Genomic DNA, 15,010 nt, shown 5'->3' with positions numbered 1-15,010 from the left:
TGATGGAATGCGTGCTCTGGTAGCTGATGCCCACGATGGAGAGCAGCAGTACTAACAGCAGCGCAAAACCACCAATCACACGTTGGAGGATGGTCATGATAGTAACCCGTACGTTTGTCATTATTCAGGGGTCAACAACACGGCGCGAGGTGCCAGAATCGAAGGCATTCTGGCTTTTCACTTCCAGGCTATCGGCTTGACATCATGCCGACTGAAGCGGCCTGAAGGTCATTTTCAGCGGTTTTGAAGGGGCTGGGGATCAATGGCAGCCGTTGGCCACCAGGCAACCGCAGGCTAGAGCGGATGTGCTTTAGATGGACCAGTTAGTCCTGGCGACGAACGGTCATGGCTGTTCTGAACGCCTGTCCCAGCGCACAGTGCGGTCTCCATGCTTCAGGGGCCTGTACCTGACATCCAAGGCACGAGCACAACGCGTGCAGTCCGCCTCGGCAGCCGTTATAAGGAAAGGGATTTGCCTCTACCTCACAGGAGCCACCATGCAACTGATCGGAATGTTCGACTCGCCCTACGTCCGTCGCGTAGCCGTCTCGCTGAACCTGCTGGACCAGCCCTTCGAGCACAATCCCCTTTCGGTCTTCAGCGCCTTCGAGGAGTTCCGGTCAATCAACCCGGTCGTGAAGGCACCGTCACTGGTGTGCGATGACGGCACGGTGCTGATGGACTCGACATTGATCCTGGATTACGTGGAGGCGCTGGCGGCCGAGTCGGGACGCACCCTCATGCCACGCGATCTGGCCGAGCGTCAGCATGCGCTGCGCATCATCGGGCTCGCCTTGACCGCCTGTGAGAAAACCGTCCAGATCGTCTACGAGCGCAAGCTGCGCCCGGCTGACAAGGTGCATGAACCCTGGATTGACCGCGTAATCGGGCAGTTGCTGGCTGCCTACGGTACGCTGGAAGCCGAAGTGGCGAACCGCCCGCTCAAGGCAGGCGCCGACGACATCAATCAGGCTGGCATCACCACGGCTGTAGCGTGGCGCTTTACCCAGCACATGACGCCCAATGCCGTTATTGCCGACAGCTTTCCACACCTGCGCGAGCTGTCGGCGCAGGCAGAAACACTCGACGCGTTCAAGGCAACGGTCTTTGTCTAGGACCACTGATTGATGGAGGCAGGCGAACCATGGATGGACTTCTGAGTGTCATTGGCAACTTCATTCTGGAGTTCGTTTTCGGCACCCTTTTCGCGGCCATTCTGTTCTGGATCGGCTGGCCCATCGTCAAGGTTCTGACCTTGGGTCGCTATCCTCATGGCCAGAAATGTCTGGACGAGACGATGCAAGCCAACTGCGTTCGAGCCACTGCTATCGCTGCGCTGGCCGTGTCACTCATGGCCGCGTTGGGCCAATTCCACCCCTGAGCCGCATACAAGGTCTACATGAACATCATCCGCAGCAAGCACTTTACCGCCAGCCGAGCCTGGGGAGCGCTCGACATTGCCAACATGGGCGGAATCACTACCCGTCTGCATTGGACGGATCAGCCCTACAAATGGCATGTCAACGATGGCGAAGAGGTCTTTGCTGTTCTCGACGGCGTTGTCGATATGCATTACCGCGAAGCCGGAGAGGAGAAATCCGTACGCCTGGAAACAGGAGATGTGTTCTTTGCCGGAATCGGCTGTGAGCATGTCGCACATCCTCATGGCGAGGCGCGCATTCTGGTGGTGGAGCGCGAGGGCAGCGTCTGAAAGGACTCGTATGCTGATACGTCAGACGGAGCTTGCCGACCTTGATGGCTTTTACAGTCTCTTCGCCTCCGTCTGCGCGGAGGGGCTGTACACTCACCGGCAACTGCCGCCTGCCCGGGAGCGTATTCTGGAAAGCCTGATTCAGGCTCTGGCGCATGGCTGGCCCAATCAAGCTATTGAGCATGAGGGCCAGATTATCGGCTCGGGAGAAATCTTTCCGGCCAGTGTTTGTGGTCAGACGGACCGGGATGATTCAGTGGGTTTCCTGGGCATGCAGATTCACAAAGCCTTTCGTAACCAGGGGTTTGGCACACGCCTGCTGGGCACACTTATCGAAAGCAGCCGGGCATTCGGCTTTATCGCGCTTGAGCTGGATGTCTACACATCCAATCGGCGGGCTATTCATGTATACGCAGCGCACGGGTTCAAGTGGCAACACGACCTGCCCGGTCGCGTCATGCCTGATGGACGGGAAGATCAGCCACAGCGTATGCGACTTGAGCTTGCCTAGTGAGGTTTATCTGCCAAAACGCTACAAAACCGGGTGATGTTCCGGTTATAACGCTCAGGCGCTTATAAGAGATAAAAGTCCATGAGCATCCTGACGTTAGAGGCAGAGCGGGTCCGACTGATCATCCCCACCGAGCGTGATGTCGTGCGGCGACGGCGGTTCGAGCTTGAAAACCGCGAGCATCTGCGCATCTGGGAGCCCTTGCGGGAGGAGACCTTCTATACACCCGAGACGGTTCGCCAGCGGATTCGCCTGAACCTGCAGGATTTCATGGCCGGTGCTTCCTGCTGTTTCAGCATTGTCGACAAGCGCACCGAGGCGATCATCGGCTGCTGCAACTTTTCCAATATCATCCGGGGCTCGTTTCTGGCCTGCCACCTGGGTTATTCCATCGCTGAAAGCCATCAGGGCAAGGGGTTCATGTTCGAAGCGGCCAGGACCGGTATCGACTACATGTTCACCCAGCGCAGGCTGCATCGCATCATGGCCAACTATATTCCCCATAACGAGCGCAGCGCGCGGCTGCTCAAGCGTCTGGGTTTCGAGCGTGAGGGGTACGCACGGGCCTATCTCAAGATCAATGGCGTCTGGGAGGATCACGTCCTCAACGCCTTGATCAACCCGGCCAGCAGCGTCTAAACCATTACATACCCCAAGGACTGCGATGACTCCTCCCTTGCTGCGCACCATTCCCGAACAATTTGAAACCCAACGGCTGTTGCTACGGGTTCCCCGTGCCGGTGATGGCCCCATGGTCTACGCGGCCGTGGTGGAGTCGCTTGCCTCGTTGCGCCGCTTTCCGGCCTCGCTGCCGTGGGTGATGACCGAGCCATCAGTCGATACGTCCGAAGCCTACTGCCGTCTTGCGGCATCGAGCTTTATCGTACGCAAGGACCTTCCGTTTCTGTTGATCGACAAAACCACCGGTATGCTGGTGGGCTGCGCCAGCTTTCACCATATCGACTGGAACGTACCCAGCATGGAGATCGGTTATTGGTGCCGGGACAGCCAGTGCCGACAGGGCTACATCACCGAAGCGGTCAGCGCCATGACGCACCTGGCGTTCACTGACCTCAAGGCCGAGCGCATCCAGATCCTCACGGATGAGGAAAATCTTGCCTCCTGCCGGGTCTGCGAACGGGCAGGCTTCAGCCTTGAAGGGACACTGCACCATGAGCGCAAGGCACCGGACGGCACGCTACGCAACACCCGCGTATATGCCCGGATCGCCTGAACTGTGATGCCATGGAGCTGATCGTATTCATAGGCATTCAGGCCGCGGGCAAGTCGACGTTTTACCAACGCTGCTTTTTCGACACGCATGTCCGTATCAACCGGGACATGCTGCGCACCCGCCACCGTGAGCGGCTTCTGCTGACGGCCTGCCTGGAAGGCAAACAGAAGGTGGTTATCGATAACACCAATCCCACTGCTGCCGAGCGGGCACGCTACATCGAGCCCGCTCGAACGGCCAGCTTTACCGTGATCGGCTATTTTTTCGAGCCGGACCCGCGTGGCTGCGAGGCGCGAAATCAGTCACGCGCCCGCCAGGTGCCGCCAGCGGGACTCTTCGGAACCCTTAAACGGTTGGAGCGGCCACGCTTCGAGGAAGGGTTCGATGAGATCCATCGCGTTGTGTTACAGCCGGATGGCCGCTTTCTGGTTTCACGGTATCAGCCACCAGACGGCGGCTGACCCAGCGCCAACATCCTCTGTGCCGGACGCTTGAGCACTCTGGCCCAGCCTGTCTGTTTTGAAACGGCATAGACACTTTTCTACCCGACGAACGATCCGCGGCTACGCTGTTCCTTATCTATTCAAGAAACGTATTAGCCAGCCCTATTGTAGAACGGGCTGATGAGAGGAGCAGCGGATGGTCGAGATCGAAATCGAAGGCAATAACGTCGTCTTCACCGTCAAAGGCATTCACAAGCTGTGGGCACTCAAGAGCCAGCTGACGATCCCCCAATCGCATATCCTGGCGGCTCGCCAAGACGATACGGTCCTGCAGGGCTGGAAAGGCTGGAAGGCGCCGGGCACCAAGATTCCGAATATTCTGACGGCCGGGACCTTCTACCTTGAGGGCGAGCAGGTATTCTGGGATGTCAGCCATGCGGAACGGGCGATCATCATCGACCTGGAAGATGAGCAGTACAAACGTCTGATCATCGAAGTCGAGCATCCTGAAGGGGCCATCGAGCTATTGTCTAGCCTGATCGAAGCCAACAAGGGCAACGTCTGAATAGGCGCGATTCAGGTACTGCCGCACGCTGGATCAACCAGAACACTGCCATACTCTGGAGGTGCCTTTCATGGATAGGGAGTTGCAATGGCCCGCAAGGACGACGGACACTCACTTGAAACCCGCATTATCAGCCTCCTGGTCGCCCTGCCGTTTACCCTGGTAACAGCGGCGCTGCTATGGCTTGCGCTCAATCAGGGGCTGGCTTTCACGGGCGGATTTCTCGGGACAGGATACTTCTGGGGCTGCCTGGGATTATTTTTGCTGGCAGCATTCATCTGGCCCACCCTGTTTCCCGGTTGGCTGGGTATGATCTGGCGTGGCTTTATCCGCCTGTATCACTATTGGGTCTGAACAAAAAATATCCAAGGACTGATCATGTTTCCAATCGATATCTGGCTCGCCTATACCGCAGCCTGCGCGTTGTTGATCCTGTCTCCCGGCCCGGACAATCTGCTTGCCATTGGCCGTGGCCTGAGCCAGGGTAGCCGGGCCGCCATCGTTTCCGGACTGTCCTCAGGCGTTGGCATCCTGTTTCACGTCACAGCCGCCACCTTCGGCCTGACGCTACTGATGAAAACATCAGCCGTGGCGTTCTGGGTCGTCAAGCTGGTGGGCGCCGCCTACCTGCTGTGGCTGGGGATCAAGGTATTGCGTTCGCGCAACCTGATCACCTTCACCCCGGCTGCTCACCAGCCGCTGAAAACCATCTTCCTTACCGGGCTGCTGTCGGCTGTGCTCAACCCCAAGCCGGGCCTGTTTGTCCTGGCCTTTCTACCCCAATTCGTAAGCCCTGCCCGCGGCTCCGTGACGATCCAGATGCTGGTCTACGGCGCCTGGTTTGCCTTGCTGACCTTTATCGGCTTTTCCATCATGGGCTCCTGTGCTTCGCGGCTGGCCCGCTGGCTAAAGCATCGCCCACGCGTCGTAGGCGGTCTCAATTGGGGCGCGGGTATTGCCTTCATCACGTCTGGCCTGACCGTGGCGGCCTTGCAACAAAGGTAGCCATATGCGCCCGCCTCTGGAGCCTGCCCTTTACGAAACGGTCCGCCTGCGGCTTCGCCCATGGCGTGACGAAGACCGTCTCCCTTATGCCGCGCTGAACGCTGATCCAGAAGTACGTGAATACTTTCCGGGTGTACTGGATTTTGCCGGCAGCGAGGCCGAGCGTGAGCGTATCCAGGACAGAATCGAACAGCAGGGCTGGGGCTTCTGGGCAGTCGAACTGAAGGAGACAGGCGCATTCATCGGCTTTACCGGCCTGAATGCTTCAGAAGGTCTGCCCTGCTCGCCGTGCGTGGAAATTAGCTGGCGATTGGCCAGGGCCTATTGGGGAAAGGGATATGCCTCAGAGGCCGCGCGTGAAGCCTTGCGCATCGGGTTCGAGCAACTGGCGCTAGACGAGATCGTCGCCTTTACAGCCCTAGGCAATCACCGCTCCCGAGCCGTGATGGAGCGGCTCGGAATGCGAAATACCCAGGAAGATTTCGATCATCCCCGTGTCCCTGCTGGCCACCCCCTGCGCCGGCACTGCCTGTACCGGCTCACCCATGCGGACTGGCAGCGCCCCTAACTTAGAGTGGTTTACTCGTCCAGCTTCTTGTCGCCCTTTTCTTTGCCCTCGTTGGAGTGGTGCTCGATCACCGCGTTGATTTCCGCGCCAAACAGCAGCACTGCTGATGAGATGTACAGGTATAAGAGCATGATAATGATCGTGCCGATCCCGCCATACATGGCGTTGTAGTTGCCAAAGTTCTGGACGTAAAAGGCAAAGCCCAAGGAGGCGGCAATCCAAACCACTACAGCGAGCACCGAGCCGGGTGTAATGAACCGAAAGTCCTGCTCCACATCGGGCGCTGCGTAATAAATGATCGCCACGGCCAGCATCAGGAGGATCACAGCAACGGGCCAGCGGATCCAGGTCCAGACCGTGATAAAGACCTGTTCAAGGCCAATGTAGCTGGTCAGCCAATTCAGGAACTGCGGGCCAGTAACCATCAGGGCGGCAGCGCTGATGAGCATCAGCGCCAGCCCGATAGTATAAAACACCGACAGTGGTAACCGCTTCCAGACGGGTCGTCCTTCCTCGACATCATAGGCCATGTTCAAGGCCGTCATCAGCGAGCGCACTGCCGCAGAAGCTGACCACAGCGCCACGATGATCCCTACCGACAGCAAGCCGCCCTGCTGATTTTGCTGAAGCTGATCGATCACTGGATTAACTTGCTCCAGTGCCTGCGCCGGCAGGACATAGTTGGCCTGCTCGCGTAGCCAGTTGAAGAAGTCGGGCAGATGCAGAAAGCCCACCAGCGAGATCAGGAACAGAATGAAAGGAAACATCGAAAAGAACATCTGATAGGCCAATGCCGAAGCATAAGTCGCCATATCGTCTTCATTGAATTCCTTGACCGCCCGCTTGAGTACGTCCAGCGGGCCCAACCCACGAAGACTGAATCCCAACATCCCCATCTCCTCTCATACTTTATCTACAGGCAACCGGACTTGGCTGTTTGTAAAGGTGAAGGCATAGCCTTGTAGGGGGTAGACCGGACTGAGCGGCAGATGTCACCGCAGAAGAATCAAACGACTGTTCGCGCCTTCCCGCCATAAGCCGAGCAATCCGATACTGTGACGGCTGTTCGTTCGTGAAAACAGGCAAACAACTCCTGGAGGGATCGTCTGTCCCACAGGGAGACCCTCATTGAAAGGAGACGAGCAATGCGTTACGAACTGCATTACTGGCCCACCATTCAGGGACGAGGCGAGTTCATCCGCCTCGCGCTGGAAGAAGCCGGCGCTGACTACGTGGATGTGGGCAATGGCTCCGAAGAGGATGGCCTGGGCATGCCTGCCATGGAATCCTATCTGAACGGTGAGGCAACGCCCTTTCCCCCCTTCGCCCTGCCGTTTCTCAAGGCGGGCGATCTGATCGTCTCCCATGTTGCCAATATCCTGCAGTTCCTGGGACCTCGCCTCGGGCTGGCTCCGGAAGATGAGGCCTTACGCCTGTGGGCCCATGGTCTGCAGCTGACCCTTGCCGACCTTGTAACCGAAGCCCACGACATTCATCATCCCATAGGCTCTTCGCTGTATTACGAAGACCAGAAGACGGAAGCCAAGCGCCGTGCGGAAGGGTTCATCAAGGAACGTATCCCCAAGTTTCTCGACTATTTCGAGCACGTTCTAGAGGACAACCCCAAGGGAGATCGCTATCTGGTTGGAGATTCACTCTCCTATGTCGACCTGTCGCTCTTTCAGGTCGTAAGCGGGCTGCGTTATGCCCTGCCCAAGGCCATGCAGCGGATCGAGGCGGATATGCCCAAGGTCGTCGATCTGGTCTCCCGGGTAGCCCAGCGTCCCAATATCAAGGCCTATCTGGCCTCCGATCGACGCCTGCCCTTCAGCGAAAATGGCATCTTTCGCCATTATCCTGAGCTCGACGAGGTGTGATCCAACTGAAGGCTCGACAGATCCGGGCCTTCAGTCCAACCGTTTCCATCGGGTCTGAACATGCCAGACGTGTGCGATCTTTTTGGCATCAACCACCTGCACGCCTTGATTCTCCCGCCTGAGCAGCGCATCGTACGCGACTCTCGGATTTTGTCTGAAAGCGCCTGTTGCGCTGCCGATCATCAAGGAGAGGCCCATGCGGACATTAGCCAAGACCCGCCTGTCGATACTTGACCTTGCCCCTGTCACGGCTGGCCAGTCGGTAGGCGAGGCACTTCGCAACACCCTTACCCTGGCCGAGCAGGCCGATCGCTGGGGTTATCACCGTTACTGGTTGTCCGAACACCACAACATGGACGGTGTAGCCGCCTCGGCCACCGCCGTGCTGATTGGGCAGGTGGCCGCTGTTACCCACCGTATCCGTGTGGGAGCGGGCGGTGTCATGTTGCCGAACCATACCCCTCAATACGTGGCCGAGCAGTTCGGTACGCTGGAAATCCTGTACCCAGGCCGCATCGATTTGGGCATAGGTCGCTCTCCCGGCGGGGATTACGCCACCATGGAAGCGCTGCGGGTCAACATGATCACGGCGAGCCGGGAGTTTCCTGAGCGCGTCCGTGAACTGCTTGCGCTATTCGACGAGGGCACGGAATCAGCCTTGAATACGCAGCCCTTCACCCGCGCCCCAGGCGAAGGGCTGAGCGTTCCGATCTGGATGCTGGGCTCCAGCCTGATCAGTGCCCGCTTGGCCGCTGAGCTTGGGCTGCCCTATGCGTTTGCCGCGCATTTTTCGCCGGCCCGCCTGCATGAGGCGATAGCGGCCTATCGCGAGCATTTCAAACCTTCTCTGCACCAGCCGCGGCCGCGGGTCATCGTGGCTGTTCCCGTCATGGCGGCGGATACCCGGTCAAGAGCCAAGCGTTTGATGCACTCCCTGTATCAAAAGGCGCTGGATGTCGGGCGCGGCCGCTCCAGCCGGCTGAAGCCTCCGCCCGAAACGATGGAGTGGACGCCTCAAGAGCGGCTGGCCGTGGAAGACCAGTATGCAGCGGCCATCATTGGAGACCCTGATGAGGTGCGGGCAGGTTTGCAGAAATTGCTGGAAAGCACCCAAGCCGATGAACTCCTGATTCATACCGAGACCTATGACTTTAAGGAGCGTCTGCGGTCCTATGAGATCGTCTGGCAGGCAAAGCAGCAGGCTCTGCTGGAATTGTCCTGATCCTCAACGGCCTTCGTGGCCATTTGCCACAGCCAGGGTCTACTCAGCCTAAACGACACGCGAAAGTGATAAGCTGGCTATCTAAGTAACGTCTGGATTGATCGTCTGGAGAAATACGATGACCTTGAACGAACTGAACAACCTGCCGGGCGTCACGGCCCAGCCTGACGCGGCCACTGCCGAGTACGTCTACAACCACACCATGGTCCGGGTAAAGGATATCGAGAAGTCCCTGGACTTCTATACCCGTGTCCTGGGCTTCACCATGCTGGAAAAGAAAGACTTTCCGGCTGCCAAGTTCAGCCTGTACTTCCTGGCGCTGATTGCCGACAAGTCCCAGATCCCGACGGATCCGGAAGAACGTCACCGCTGGCGCAAGTCCATTCCAGGCATTCTGGAGCTGACCCACAACCACGGCACCGAAGATGATGCGGACTTCAGCTACCACAGTGGTAACAGCGATCCGCGCGGTTTTGGCCACCTGTGCGTTGCCGTACCGGATATCCACGCCGCCTGCGCGCGCTTCGAAGAGCTGGGCGTTACCTTCCAGAAGCGCCTGACCGACGGCAGCATGAAAGATATCGCGTTTATCAAGGACCCCGATGGCTACTGGGTAGAAATCATCCAGTTCACGCCGGTCGCGTAAGACCTTCAGGGCGGCGTTCCGCGCCGTCCTGCCTTTTTCGGCTATACCGTCTGGCTTAACACCTGCTAAAGATATACTGTATATTCAAACAGTATATCTCTGAGACAAGGTCATGACTCATCAAAAGCCTCCACGCGGTCGGGGGACCGGTAGTAATCCGCACAACCGCTATGCCCCTACCCGGTCGGAAGCTTATGACGATGGCTGGTTCCAGGATATTCCTCCCACCCAGGCAACCGAGATTCGGCTGGAAACGGCCAAGACGGTTATCTCGCGTAATACCTCGCCGGACATTCCCTTCGAACAGTCTCTTAATCCCTATCGCGGCTGCGAACATGGCTGTATCTACTGCTATGCCCGCCCAACCCATGCCTATTGGGACCTCTCGCCCGGCCTCGACTTCGAGACCCGGCTGATTGCCAAGACCAATCTGGCCGAAACTCTGGAGAGGGAGCTGTCCAAACCGGGTTATATCTGCAAGCCCATCGCCATCGGGGGTAATACCGATCCCTATCAGCCCATCGAACGCGAGCAGCGCCTGACGCGCCAGGCGCTTGAGGTACTCCTCCGGTATCGGCATCCGGCCACGATTATTACCAAGGGTACGCTTATCCTGCGTGACCTTGACCTGTTAAGCGAGCTGGCGGCCCGTGGCCTGATCAAGGTCGGAATCAGCCTGACCACACTGGACGATGAGCTGAAACGTACCTTGGAGCCCAGGGCAGCGGCCCCGTCCGCGCGGCTCAAGATTATTCGCACCCTGCGTGAGGCCGAGGTTCCGGTTGGCGTCATGTGTGCCCCGATTATTCCAATGATTAACGACCGAGAACTGGAGCATCTGCTTGAAGCAGCCCATGATGCCGGGGCTCGCTCGGCAGGGTATGTTCTGCTGCGCCTGCCGCGGGAAGTGGCTCCCTTGTTCGAGGAATGGCTCGGAGCTCACTATCCGCAGCGTGCGGCCCACGTCATGAGCCTGATTCGCCAGAGTCGAGGTGGTGAGGTCTACGACAGTCGCTTTACCACGCGCATGCATGGCGAGGGGGTATTTGCCGATCTGCTTGAGCAGCGATTTCGTATCGCCCTGCGCCGCCTGGGCCTGAATCGTCGCGAAGCACGCATCTCGCTGGACTGCACCCAGTTCAGCCCTCCCGGTCAGCAGATGCCACTGTTCTGACCTTTGTTGGTAAAGCGTGCGTAATATCGGGAAATATCTGAGATAACCCTGAAAACACTTTATTCAGACACGCTGAAAAGAGAACGGCAACTTTCAGCCTTTACCGCTTGTCCTTACTACACCCTGCCTGGCCTTATAAGGTTTGGCGCCAGCATTTTTGTAGCTATAACTCCAATACGGTGCGTACTTTATCGCTGCGTGCATGATGCCTTGAATATCTGAGCGCCATGGTGAGGCCAGTCCATAGGCTGGGTCTCCAAGCCTTGCGGGTTCTTTTTGCCCCAGCCCCACATGGAGCCTCCGCATGCATGAAATGCCCCTGATTACTACCTTGGCTGCCGGCCTGGTTCTGGCCTTTTTTCTAGGCCTCCTCGCCAACCGCCTGCGCCTGCCTCCTCTGGCGGGCTACCTTCTGGCCGGCGTACTGGCCGGTCCCTTTACGCCAGGCTTTGTAGCCGACAGTGATATTGCCCATGAGCTGTCCGAAATCGGTGTGATTCTGCTGATGTTTGGCGTAGGCCTGCATTTTTCCATCAAGGACCTGATGTCGGTCCGCAAAATCGCCATTCCCGGTGCCATTGGGCAAATTGCCGTAGCCACGCTTATGGGGATGGGCCTTGCGCACCTCCTGGGCTGGGGGTTGGGTGCAGGGCTGGTCTTTGGCCTATCACTCTCGGTCGCCAGTACCGTGGTGCTGCTCAGGGCCATGGAGGAACGACAGATGATGGAAAGTCGCCGCGGTCGCATCGCCGTCGGCTGGCTGATTGTGGAAGACCTGATGATGGTGCTGGCACTGGTTCTGCTGCCAGCACTCTCCGGCATGCTGGGCGGCAAGGCCGCCGAAAGCGACACTAGCCTGAGCATGCAACTTCTGCTGACGCTGGTGAAAGTGAGCGCCTTCGTAGCGCTGATGCTGATCGTGGGCCGGAGAGTAGTCCCGTGGCTACTCAAGCGTGTCGCCCGCACCGGATCACGGGAGTTGTTTACCCTCGCCGTACTGGCACTGGCCATGGGGATTGCCTTTGGCTCATCGGTCCTGTTCGGCGTGTCCTTTGCGCTGGGTGCCTTTTTTGCCGGCATGGTCCTGAACGAGTCGGAACTCAGTCACGAGGCAGCCGACAATTCCCTGCCGTTGCGTGAAGCCTTTGCCGTGCTGTTCTTCTTTTCCGTCGGCATGCTGTTCAATCCGGAGGTGCTGCTCTCGCACCCGCTGCACCTGTTGGCCACGGTACTGATCATCATCGTTGGCAAGTCCCTGGCGGCGCTGATCATCGTACTGCTGGCCCGGCGCCCACTCAGCGTAGCCCTGACCATTTCAGCAAGTCTTGCCCAGATTGGTGAGTTTTCATTCATCCTGGCGAGCCTGGGCGTCAGCCTGGAGCTGCTGCCTGAGGAAGGCCGCGACCTGATTCTGGGCGGTGCGATCATTTCCATCATTCTGAACCCTGCGCTGTTCAGCATTATCGACCGTCTCCAGCCATGGCTCGAGCGACGCGAAGGGCAGGCGCTTCCCAATGCCAAGGCGCCCCATGCGCCCGAAGTGGTAGAGCCGCCACCGATTACCGAAACCGATCATGTGGTCCTGGTCGGCCATGGTCGGGTTGGCAGGCTGGTCAGTGCTCGCCTGCGCCGTGAACACATGCCGTTCGTGGTGATCGAGAATGATCGCGATCATATCGAGGAGCTGCGGGCAGAGCAGATCAGTGCCGTGCTGGGTAATGCTGCTCAGCCGAACGTGCTTCAAAAGGCTCATATCAAGCAGGCGCATACGCTGCTGATCGCCATCCCGAACGGGATTGAGGCCTGCGAGGTCTCGAGGCGTGCGCGAGAGCTGAATGCGTCCCTCAATATCGTTTCCCGCGCCCATTACGACGAGTTGGTGCAGCACCTGCAGGAAAGTGGCGCCAACGTTGTCATCATGGGCGAGCGCGAGATTGCTCGAGGTATGTTTACCGAGCTGGGCCTGCCCACCCAGGAGCGTGGAGAAGACCTGCATCCGCATCCCGGCTAATGGGTGACAGCGGGAGCCCGCTGGCTCCCGCCCTGTCTACTTGAGCGACTTGTATTCGCTCTTGGCAGCCTCCCGGTAGTCATAGGTCGGATAGAACTCGGTATGAAAGGAGCCCCAGGCGCCCTTTTCCACCGCCATGTTCACGTCCGGCAGTTTGTCCGGCGGTACGCGCAGGGTCACGATCTGACCAATTCCCATCACGACATACCAGGACACCACCTCCGTGCCCGGGGGCGGAAAATTGTCAAAAAAGCCCTGACGCCTGAGCTCCTGCTTGGTTTCGGTCAGTGGCTTGGACTGGTCGTGCCGCAGGATAATGGTCAGCAGCACGCCTGAAGCCGTGCTCCCTGACGCGCCGGTATCGGCTGGCGAGGCTAGTGACGATGCAGGCATCGGTTGCGTGGTCTTTTCAGGGCTGGACGGTGGCTGTGACGGCTCGGCCGCCAAGGTTAGTGTGGCCAGCAGGCAAGCCGGAAGGGCAAGGGCGATACGTCGGGCAAATCTCACTGCGGGTTCTCCTTGAAGGGCACATCAAGCCCTCTGCACAGCGTAGTTCAGCCTTGAGCATCCTTCCTGTCGGCAAGCCAGGAAGGATGCATGTTACAACTGCCTGGCCAGCAGCCACTGGTAGATTCGCATGTCCCGATAAGCCAGGCGAGCAGCACCTACATGGTCCTGCCCCTGATCCAGATACAGGCGGTCTCCCTCCTGGGAGGTCTCAGCCGAGGTCAGGCCCAGGCGGCTGATAAAGGCAGGCGTTGCCCCGCGCGTCACCTCGCCAACACTGATCCAGACCGGTCGTTGCGGATCGGATTGAGGCACGCGCGTCAGGTCTACCGGCCATAACGCCGCCCAGAAGTCAGGCTGGGAGAGCGCCAGATCGAATACACCGTTTCCGCCAAAGCTAAAGCCGGTCAGGTAGGTTCGCCTGCGGTCGCCGTGATGAACTGTCTGTACGTCTGCCACAAGGCGGCTGACCTCATCAGCAAAGCGATGCCAGCGATCACCCTTGGATGGCATCTGTGGCGCCACCACAATAAAGGTCTCCCTTACCTGTTCCGGATTGCCCGGGTTGAGCGGACCATGCACCGTCAACGCCTTATGGATCGCCATGGGCGCGCCCTCATCGTAGCCATGCAGAAAACAGAGCACCGGCCAACCTTCCGCGGGTGGAAGGCCCTCGGGCACGGAAAGCAGATATGGCAAGGCAGCCGACTCGATAAGCTGGATATCAGGCAACGGCATACGGCCTCCAGAAAAACCAGGCGTGTAAACGGTTGGACCTTGCGTTCCACCCGACACTCACCCCTGCCCATGCCGCCGGTCTAATGGTGGACTGCCGATCGCTGGAACGAGCCGAAGGCCTCTTTCTGTGGTCAGGAGTTATAGCCACTACCTGAATTACAGGAGGAACCATGCAAAAGCTGAAGGTTGATTGGGATACCACCCGTGACGTACTACGCGCAGGCACCCGCGAGGACAGCGTCTCGGTACGCACCATTGCGGTAGACGTTGCCCGCCGTCAGGACACATCTGCCGATGATCCTCAAGTCATCGAAGCCATTCTCAAAGCAGCGGATGAACTGGTCCGCAACGGCTTTATCGACGCGCCTTATCCGTTCGAGAAGGATTCGGAGATCAGGGGTATCAAGCCGCTGGGGCAGGAGCTGTTCGAGTGGATGGAGGATGAGCACAAGTGGAATCGGCTGCGTCCTGCATTGGAAGAGGCCCTGCAGAGTGGTCTGGGCGCCGATCATCAGTACCTGAGTGCTAACGCGCTGGACGCGGCCATGCGCGGAATCGGTGTCCGCTGATCGGATTTCGCTGGGCAGGTTGATGATCTACCTGCCCGGTATCCTGGTACTGACGTACTGCTTTACCTGATAACCCATTACACCTTTATCTCACTTCAAGCCGTGCAATGTGGCGCAATAGACATTTGCTCACTTCAGCATTGAATAAAAATGTTCTATCTGTGAACTATTCCAGATTTAACCCCTGCCTTAAAAAATTCAATAGCTCCAAAAACCTCTTTTAAGCAAT

20 protein-coding genes are annotated in these 15,010 nt (G+C 58.3%); 17 read left to right on the top strand and 3 right to left on the bottom strand.

What is annotated here, in order from left to right:
- Positions 1 to 497 precede the first annotated feature (497 nt).
- The 11 genes from JQR90_RS01335 (at position 498) to JQR90_RS01285 (ending at position 6,037) form a co-directional block, all read left to right on the top strand.
- Entirely contained in the window at positions 498 to 1,115 is a 618-nt protein-coding gene (locus tag JQR90_RS01335) for a glutathione S-transferase (protein WP_073450055.1), read from the top strand.
- A 29-nt stretch (positions 1,116 to 1,144) separates the two neighbouring features.
- A complete protein-coding gene (locus JQR90_RS01330; RefSeq protein ID WP_010796606.1) occupies positions 1,145 to 1,381 on the top strand; it encodes a hypothetical protein in 237 nt (78 codons plus the stop codon).
- Between the two features lie 18 nt (positions 1,382 to 1,399).
- Positions 1,400 to 1,711 (top strand): hypothetical protein, encoded by a 312-nt coding sequence (locus JQR90_RS01325; protein WP_010796605.1) that lies wholly within the window; start codon positions 1,400 to 1,402, stop codon positions 1,709 to 1,711.
- Between the two features lie 10 nt (positions 1,712 to 1,721).
- Positions 1,722 to 2,222 carry a GNAT family N-acetyltransferase gene (locus tag JQR90_RS01320; protein ID WP_167670405.1) on the top strand — a complete coding sequence of 167 codons (501 nt, stop codon included), beginning with the start codon at positions 1,722 to 1,724 and terminating at the stop codon, positions 2,220 to 2,222.
- An 81-nt stretch (positions 2,223 to 2,303) separates the two neighbouring features.
- Positions 2,304 to 2,861, top strand: a complete 558-nt coding sequence (gene rimJ, locus JQR90_RS01315; protein WP_010796603.1) for a ribosomal protein S5-alanine N-acetyltransferase — start codon at positions 2,304 to 2,306, stop codon at positions 2,859 to 2,861.
- Between the two features lie 25 nt (positions 2,862 to 2,886).
- Complete coding sequence (locus tag JQR90_RS01310) at positions 2,887 to 3,456, top strand: GNAT family N-acetyltransferase (protein WP_010796602.1); 570 nt, start codon at positions 2,887 to 2,889, stop codon at positions 3,454 to 3,456.
- A gap of 11 nt (positions 3,457 to 3,467) precedes the next feature.
- Positions 3,468 to 3,917 (top strand): AAA family ATPase, encoded by a 450-nt coding sequence (locus tag JQR90_RS01305; protein ID WP_010796601.1) that lies wholly within the window; start codon positions 3,468 to 3,470, stop codon positions 3,915 to 3,917.
- Between the two features lie 178 nt (positions 3,918 to 4,095).
- The gene (locus JQR90_RS01300) at positions 4,096 to 4,464 is read left to right on the top strand and encodes a hypothetical protein (RefSeq protein WP_010796600.1); all 369 of its coding nucleotides are present in this window, start codon (positions 4,096 to 4,098) and stop codon (positions 4,462 to 4,464) included.
- A gap of 87 nt (positions 4,465 to 4,551) precedes the next feature.
- A complete protein-coding gene (locus tag JQR90_RS01295) occupies positions 4,552 to 4,818 on the top strand; it encodes a hypothetical protein (RefSeq protein WP_010796599.1) in 267 nt (88 codons plus the stop codon).
- A 24-nt stretch (positions 4,819 to 4,842) separates the two neighbouring features.
- Positions 4,843 to 5,469: a LysE family translocator gene (locus tag JQR90_RS01290; protein WP_010796598.1), complete on the top strand. Its 627-nt coding sequence runs from the start codon at positions 4,843 to 4,845 to the stop codon at positions 5,467 to 5,469.
- A gap of 16 nt (positions 5,470 to 5,485) precedes the next feature.
- Positions 5,486 to 6,037, top strand: a complete 552-nt coding sequence (locus JQR90_RS01285) for a GNAT family N-acetyltransferase (RefSeq protein ID WP_434140793.1) — start codon at positions 5,486 to 5,488, stop codon at positions 6,035 to 6,037.
- Between the two features lie 11 nt (positions 6,038 to 6,048).
- Here JQR90_RS01285 and JQR90_RS01280 read toward each other — a convergent pair whose 3' ends face one another.
- The gene (locus JQR90_RS01280) at positions 6,049 to 6,927 is read right to left on the bottom strand and encodes a YihY/virulence factor BrkB family protein (protein WP_010796596.1); all 879 of its coding nucleotides are present in this window, start codon (positions 6,925 to 6,927) and stop codon (positions 6,049 to 6,051) included.
- 255 nt (positions 6,928 to 7,182) lie between these two features.
- On the opposite strand from JQR90_RS01280, the gene JQR90_RS01275 reads away from it, so the two are divergent.
- The 5 genes from JQR90_RS01275 to ybaL all read left to right on the top strand — a co-directional run bounded on the left by JQR90_RS01275 (position 7,183) and on the right by ybaL (position 12,967).
- A complete protein-coding gene (locus tag JQR90_RS01275; protein ID WP_150348252.1) occupies positions 7,183 to 7,914 on the top strand; it encodes a glutathione S-transferase family protein in 732 nt (243 codons plus the stop codon).
- Positions 7,915 to 8,110: 196 nt separating this feature from the next.
- Positions 8,111 to 9,136: an LLM class flavin-dependent oxidoreductase gene (locus tag JQR90_RS01270; protein WP_434140308.1), complete on the top strand. Its 1,026-nt coding sequence runs from the start codon at positions 8,111 to 8,113 to the stop codon at positions 9,134 to 9,136.
- A 118-nt stretch (positions 9,137 to 9,254) separates the two neighbouring features.
- Complete coding sequence (gene gloA / locus JQR90_RS01265) at positions 9,255 to 9,782, top strand: lactoylglutathione lyase (RefSeq protein ID WP_122041061.1); 528 nt, start codon at positions 9,255 to 9,257, stop codon at positions 9,780 to 9,782.
- Between the two features lie 112 nt (positions 9,783 to 9,894).
- On the top strand, positions 9,895 to 10,956 hold the full coding sequence (locus JQR90_RS01260) for a PA0069 family radical SAM protein (protein ID WP_010796592.1): 1,062 nt from the start codon (positions 9,895 to 9,897) through the stop codon (positions 10,954 to 10,956).
- A 304-nt stretch (positions 10,957 to 11,260) separates the two neighbouring features.
- Positions 11,261 to 12,967, top strand: a complete 1,707-nt coding sequence (gene ybaL, locus JQR90_RS01255) for a YbaL family putative K(+) efflux transporter (protein ID WP_312271299.1) — start codon at positions 11,261 to 11,263, stop codon at positions 12,965 to 12,967.
- 36 nt (positions 12,968 to 13,003) lie between these two features.
- Here ybaL and JQR90_RS01250 read toward each other — a convergent pair whose 3' ends face one another.
- Positions 13,004 to 13,474, bottom strand: a complete 471-nt coding sequence (locus JQR90_RS01250) for a hypothetical protein (RefSeq protein ID WP_434140307.1) — start codon at positions 13,472 to 13,474, stop codon at positions 13,004 to 13,006.
- Between the two features lie 93 nt (positions 13,475 to 13,567).
- Positions 13,568 to 14,212: a hypothetical protein gene (locus tag JQR90_RS01245; protein ID WP_434140306.1), complete on the bottom strand. Its 645-nt coding sequence runs from the start codon at positions 14,210 to 14,212 to the stop codon at positions 13,568 to 13,570.
- A gap of 170 nt (positions 14,213 to 14,382) precedes the next feature.
- On the opposite strand from JQR90_RS01245, the gene JQR90_RS01240 reads away from it, so the two are divergent.
- The gene (locus JQR90_RS01240; protein ID WP_434140305.1) at positions 14,383 to 14,781 is read left to right on the top strand and encodes a hypothetical protein; all 399 of its coding nucleotides are present in this window, start codon (positions 14,383 to 14,385) and stop codon (positions 14,779 to 14,781) included.
- Positions 14,782 to 15,010 lie beyond the last annotated feature (229 nt).

The sequence above is a fragment of the Pseudomonas sp. JZ114 genome (genome assembly GCF_051027705.1).
GTDB lineage: Bacteria > Pseudomonadota > Gammaproteobacteria > Pseudomonadales > Pseudomonadaceae > Chryseomonas > Chryseomonas luteola.
This window is presented reverse-complemented; position numbering and strand designations above follow the sequence as displayed.

Bases quoted from the DNA above. Each gene is read 5' to 3' on its own strand.
- JQR90_RS01275 (WP_150348252.1), top strand. From the start codon at position 7,183: ATGCGTTACGAACTGCATTACTGGCCCACCATTCAGGGACGAGGCGAG.
- JQR90_RS01335 (WP_073450055.1), top strand. From the start codon at position 498: ATGCAACTGATCGGAATGTTCGACTCGCCCTACGTCCGTCGCGTAGCC.
- JQR90_RS01325 (WP_010796605.1), top strand. From the start codon at position 1,400: ATGAACATCATCCGCAGCAAGCACTTTACCGCCAGCCGAGCCTGGGGA.
- gloA (WP_122041061.1), top strand. From the start codon at position 9,255: ATGACCTTGAACGAACTGAACAACCTGCCGGGCGTCACGGCCCAGCCT.
- JQR90_RS01280 (WP_010796596.1), bottom strand. From the start codon at position 6,927: ATGTTGGGATTCAGTCTTCGTGGGTTGGGCCCGCTGGACGTACTCAAG.
- JQR90_RS01295 (WP_010796599.1), top strand. From the start codon at position 4,552: ATGGCCCGCAAGGACGACGGACACTCACTTGAAACCCGCATTATCAGC.
- JQR90_RS01290 (WP_010796598.1), top strand. From the start codon at position 4,843: ATGTTTCCAATCGATATCTGGCTCGCCTATACCGCAGCCTGCGCGTTG.
- JQR90_RS01300 (WP_010796600.1), top strand. From the start codon at position 4,096: ATGGTCGAGATCGAAATCGAAGGCAATAACGTCGTCTTCACCGTCAAA.
- JQR90_RS01330 (WP_010796606.1), top strand. From the start codon at position 1,145: ATGGATGGACTTCTGAGTGTCATTGGCAACTTCATTCTGGAGTTCGTT.
- JQR90_RS01260 (WP_010796592.1), top strand. From the start codon at position 9,895: ATGACTCATCAAAAGCCTCCACGCGGTCGGGGGACCGGTAGTAATCCG.
- rimJ (WP_010796603.1), top strand. From the start codon at position 2,304: ATGAGCATCCTGACGTTAGAGGCAGAGCGGGTCCGACTGATCATCCCC.
- JQR90_RS01305 (WP_010796601.1), top strand. From the start codon at position 3,468: ATGGAGCTGATCGTATTCATAGGCATTCAGGCCGCGGGCAAGTCGACG.
- JQR90_RS01320 (WP_167670405.1), top strand. From the start codon at position 1,722: ATGCTGATACGTCAGACGGAGCTTGCCGACCTTGATGGCTTTTACAGT.
- ybaL (WP_312271299.1), top strand. From the start codon at position 11,261: ATGCATGAAATGCCCCTGATTACTACCTTGGCTGCCGGCCTGGTTCTG.
- JQR90_RS01310 (WP_010796602.1), top strand. From the start codon at position 2,887: ATGACTCCTCCCTTGCTGCGCACCATTCCCGAACAATTTGAAACCCAA.
- JQR90_RS01270 (WP_434140308.1), top strand. From the start codon at position 8,111: ATGCGGACATTAGCCAAGACCCGCCTGTCGATACTTGACCTTGCCCCT.
- JQR90_RS01240 (WP_434140305.1), top strand. From the start codon at position 14,383: ATGCAAAAGCTGAAGGTTGATTGGGATACCACCCGTGACGTACTACGC.
- JQR90_RS01245 (WP_434140306.1), bottom strand. From the start codon at position 14,212: ATGCCGTTGCCTGATATCCAGCTTATCGAGTCGGCTGCCTTGCCATAT.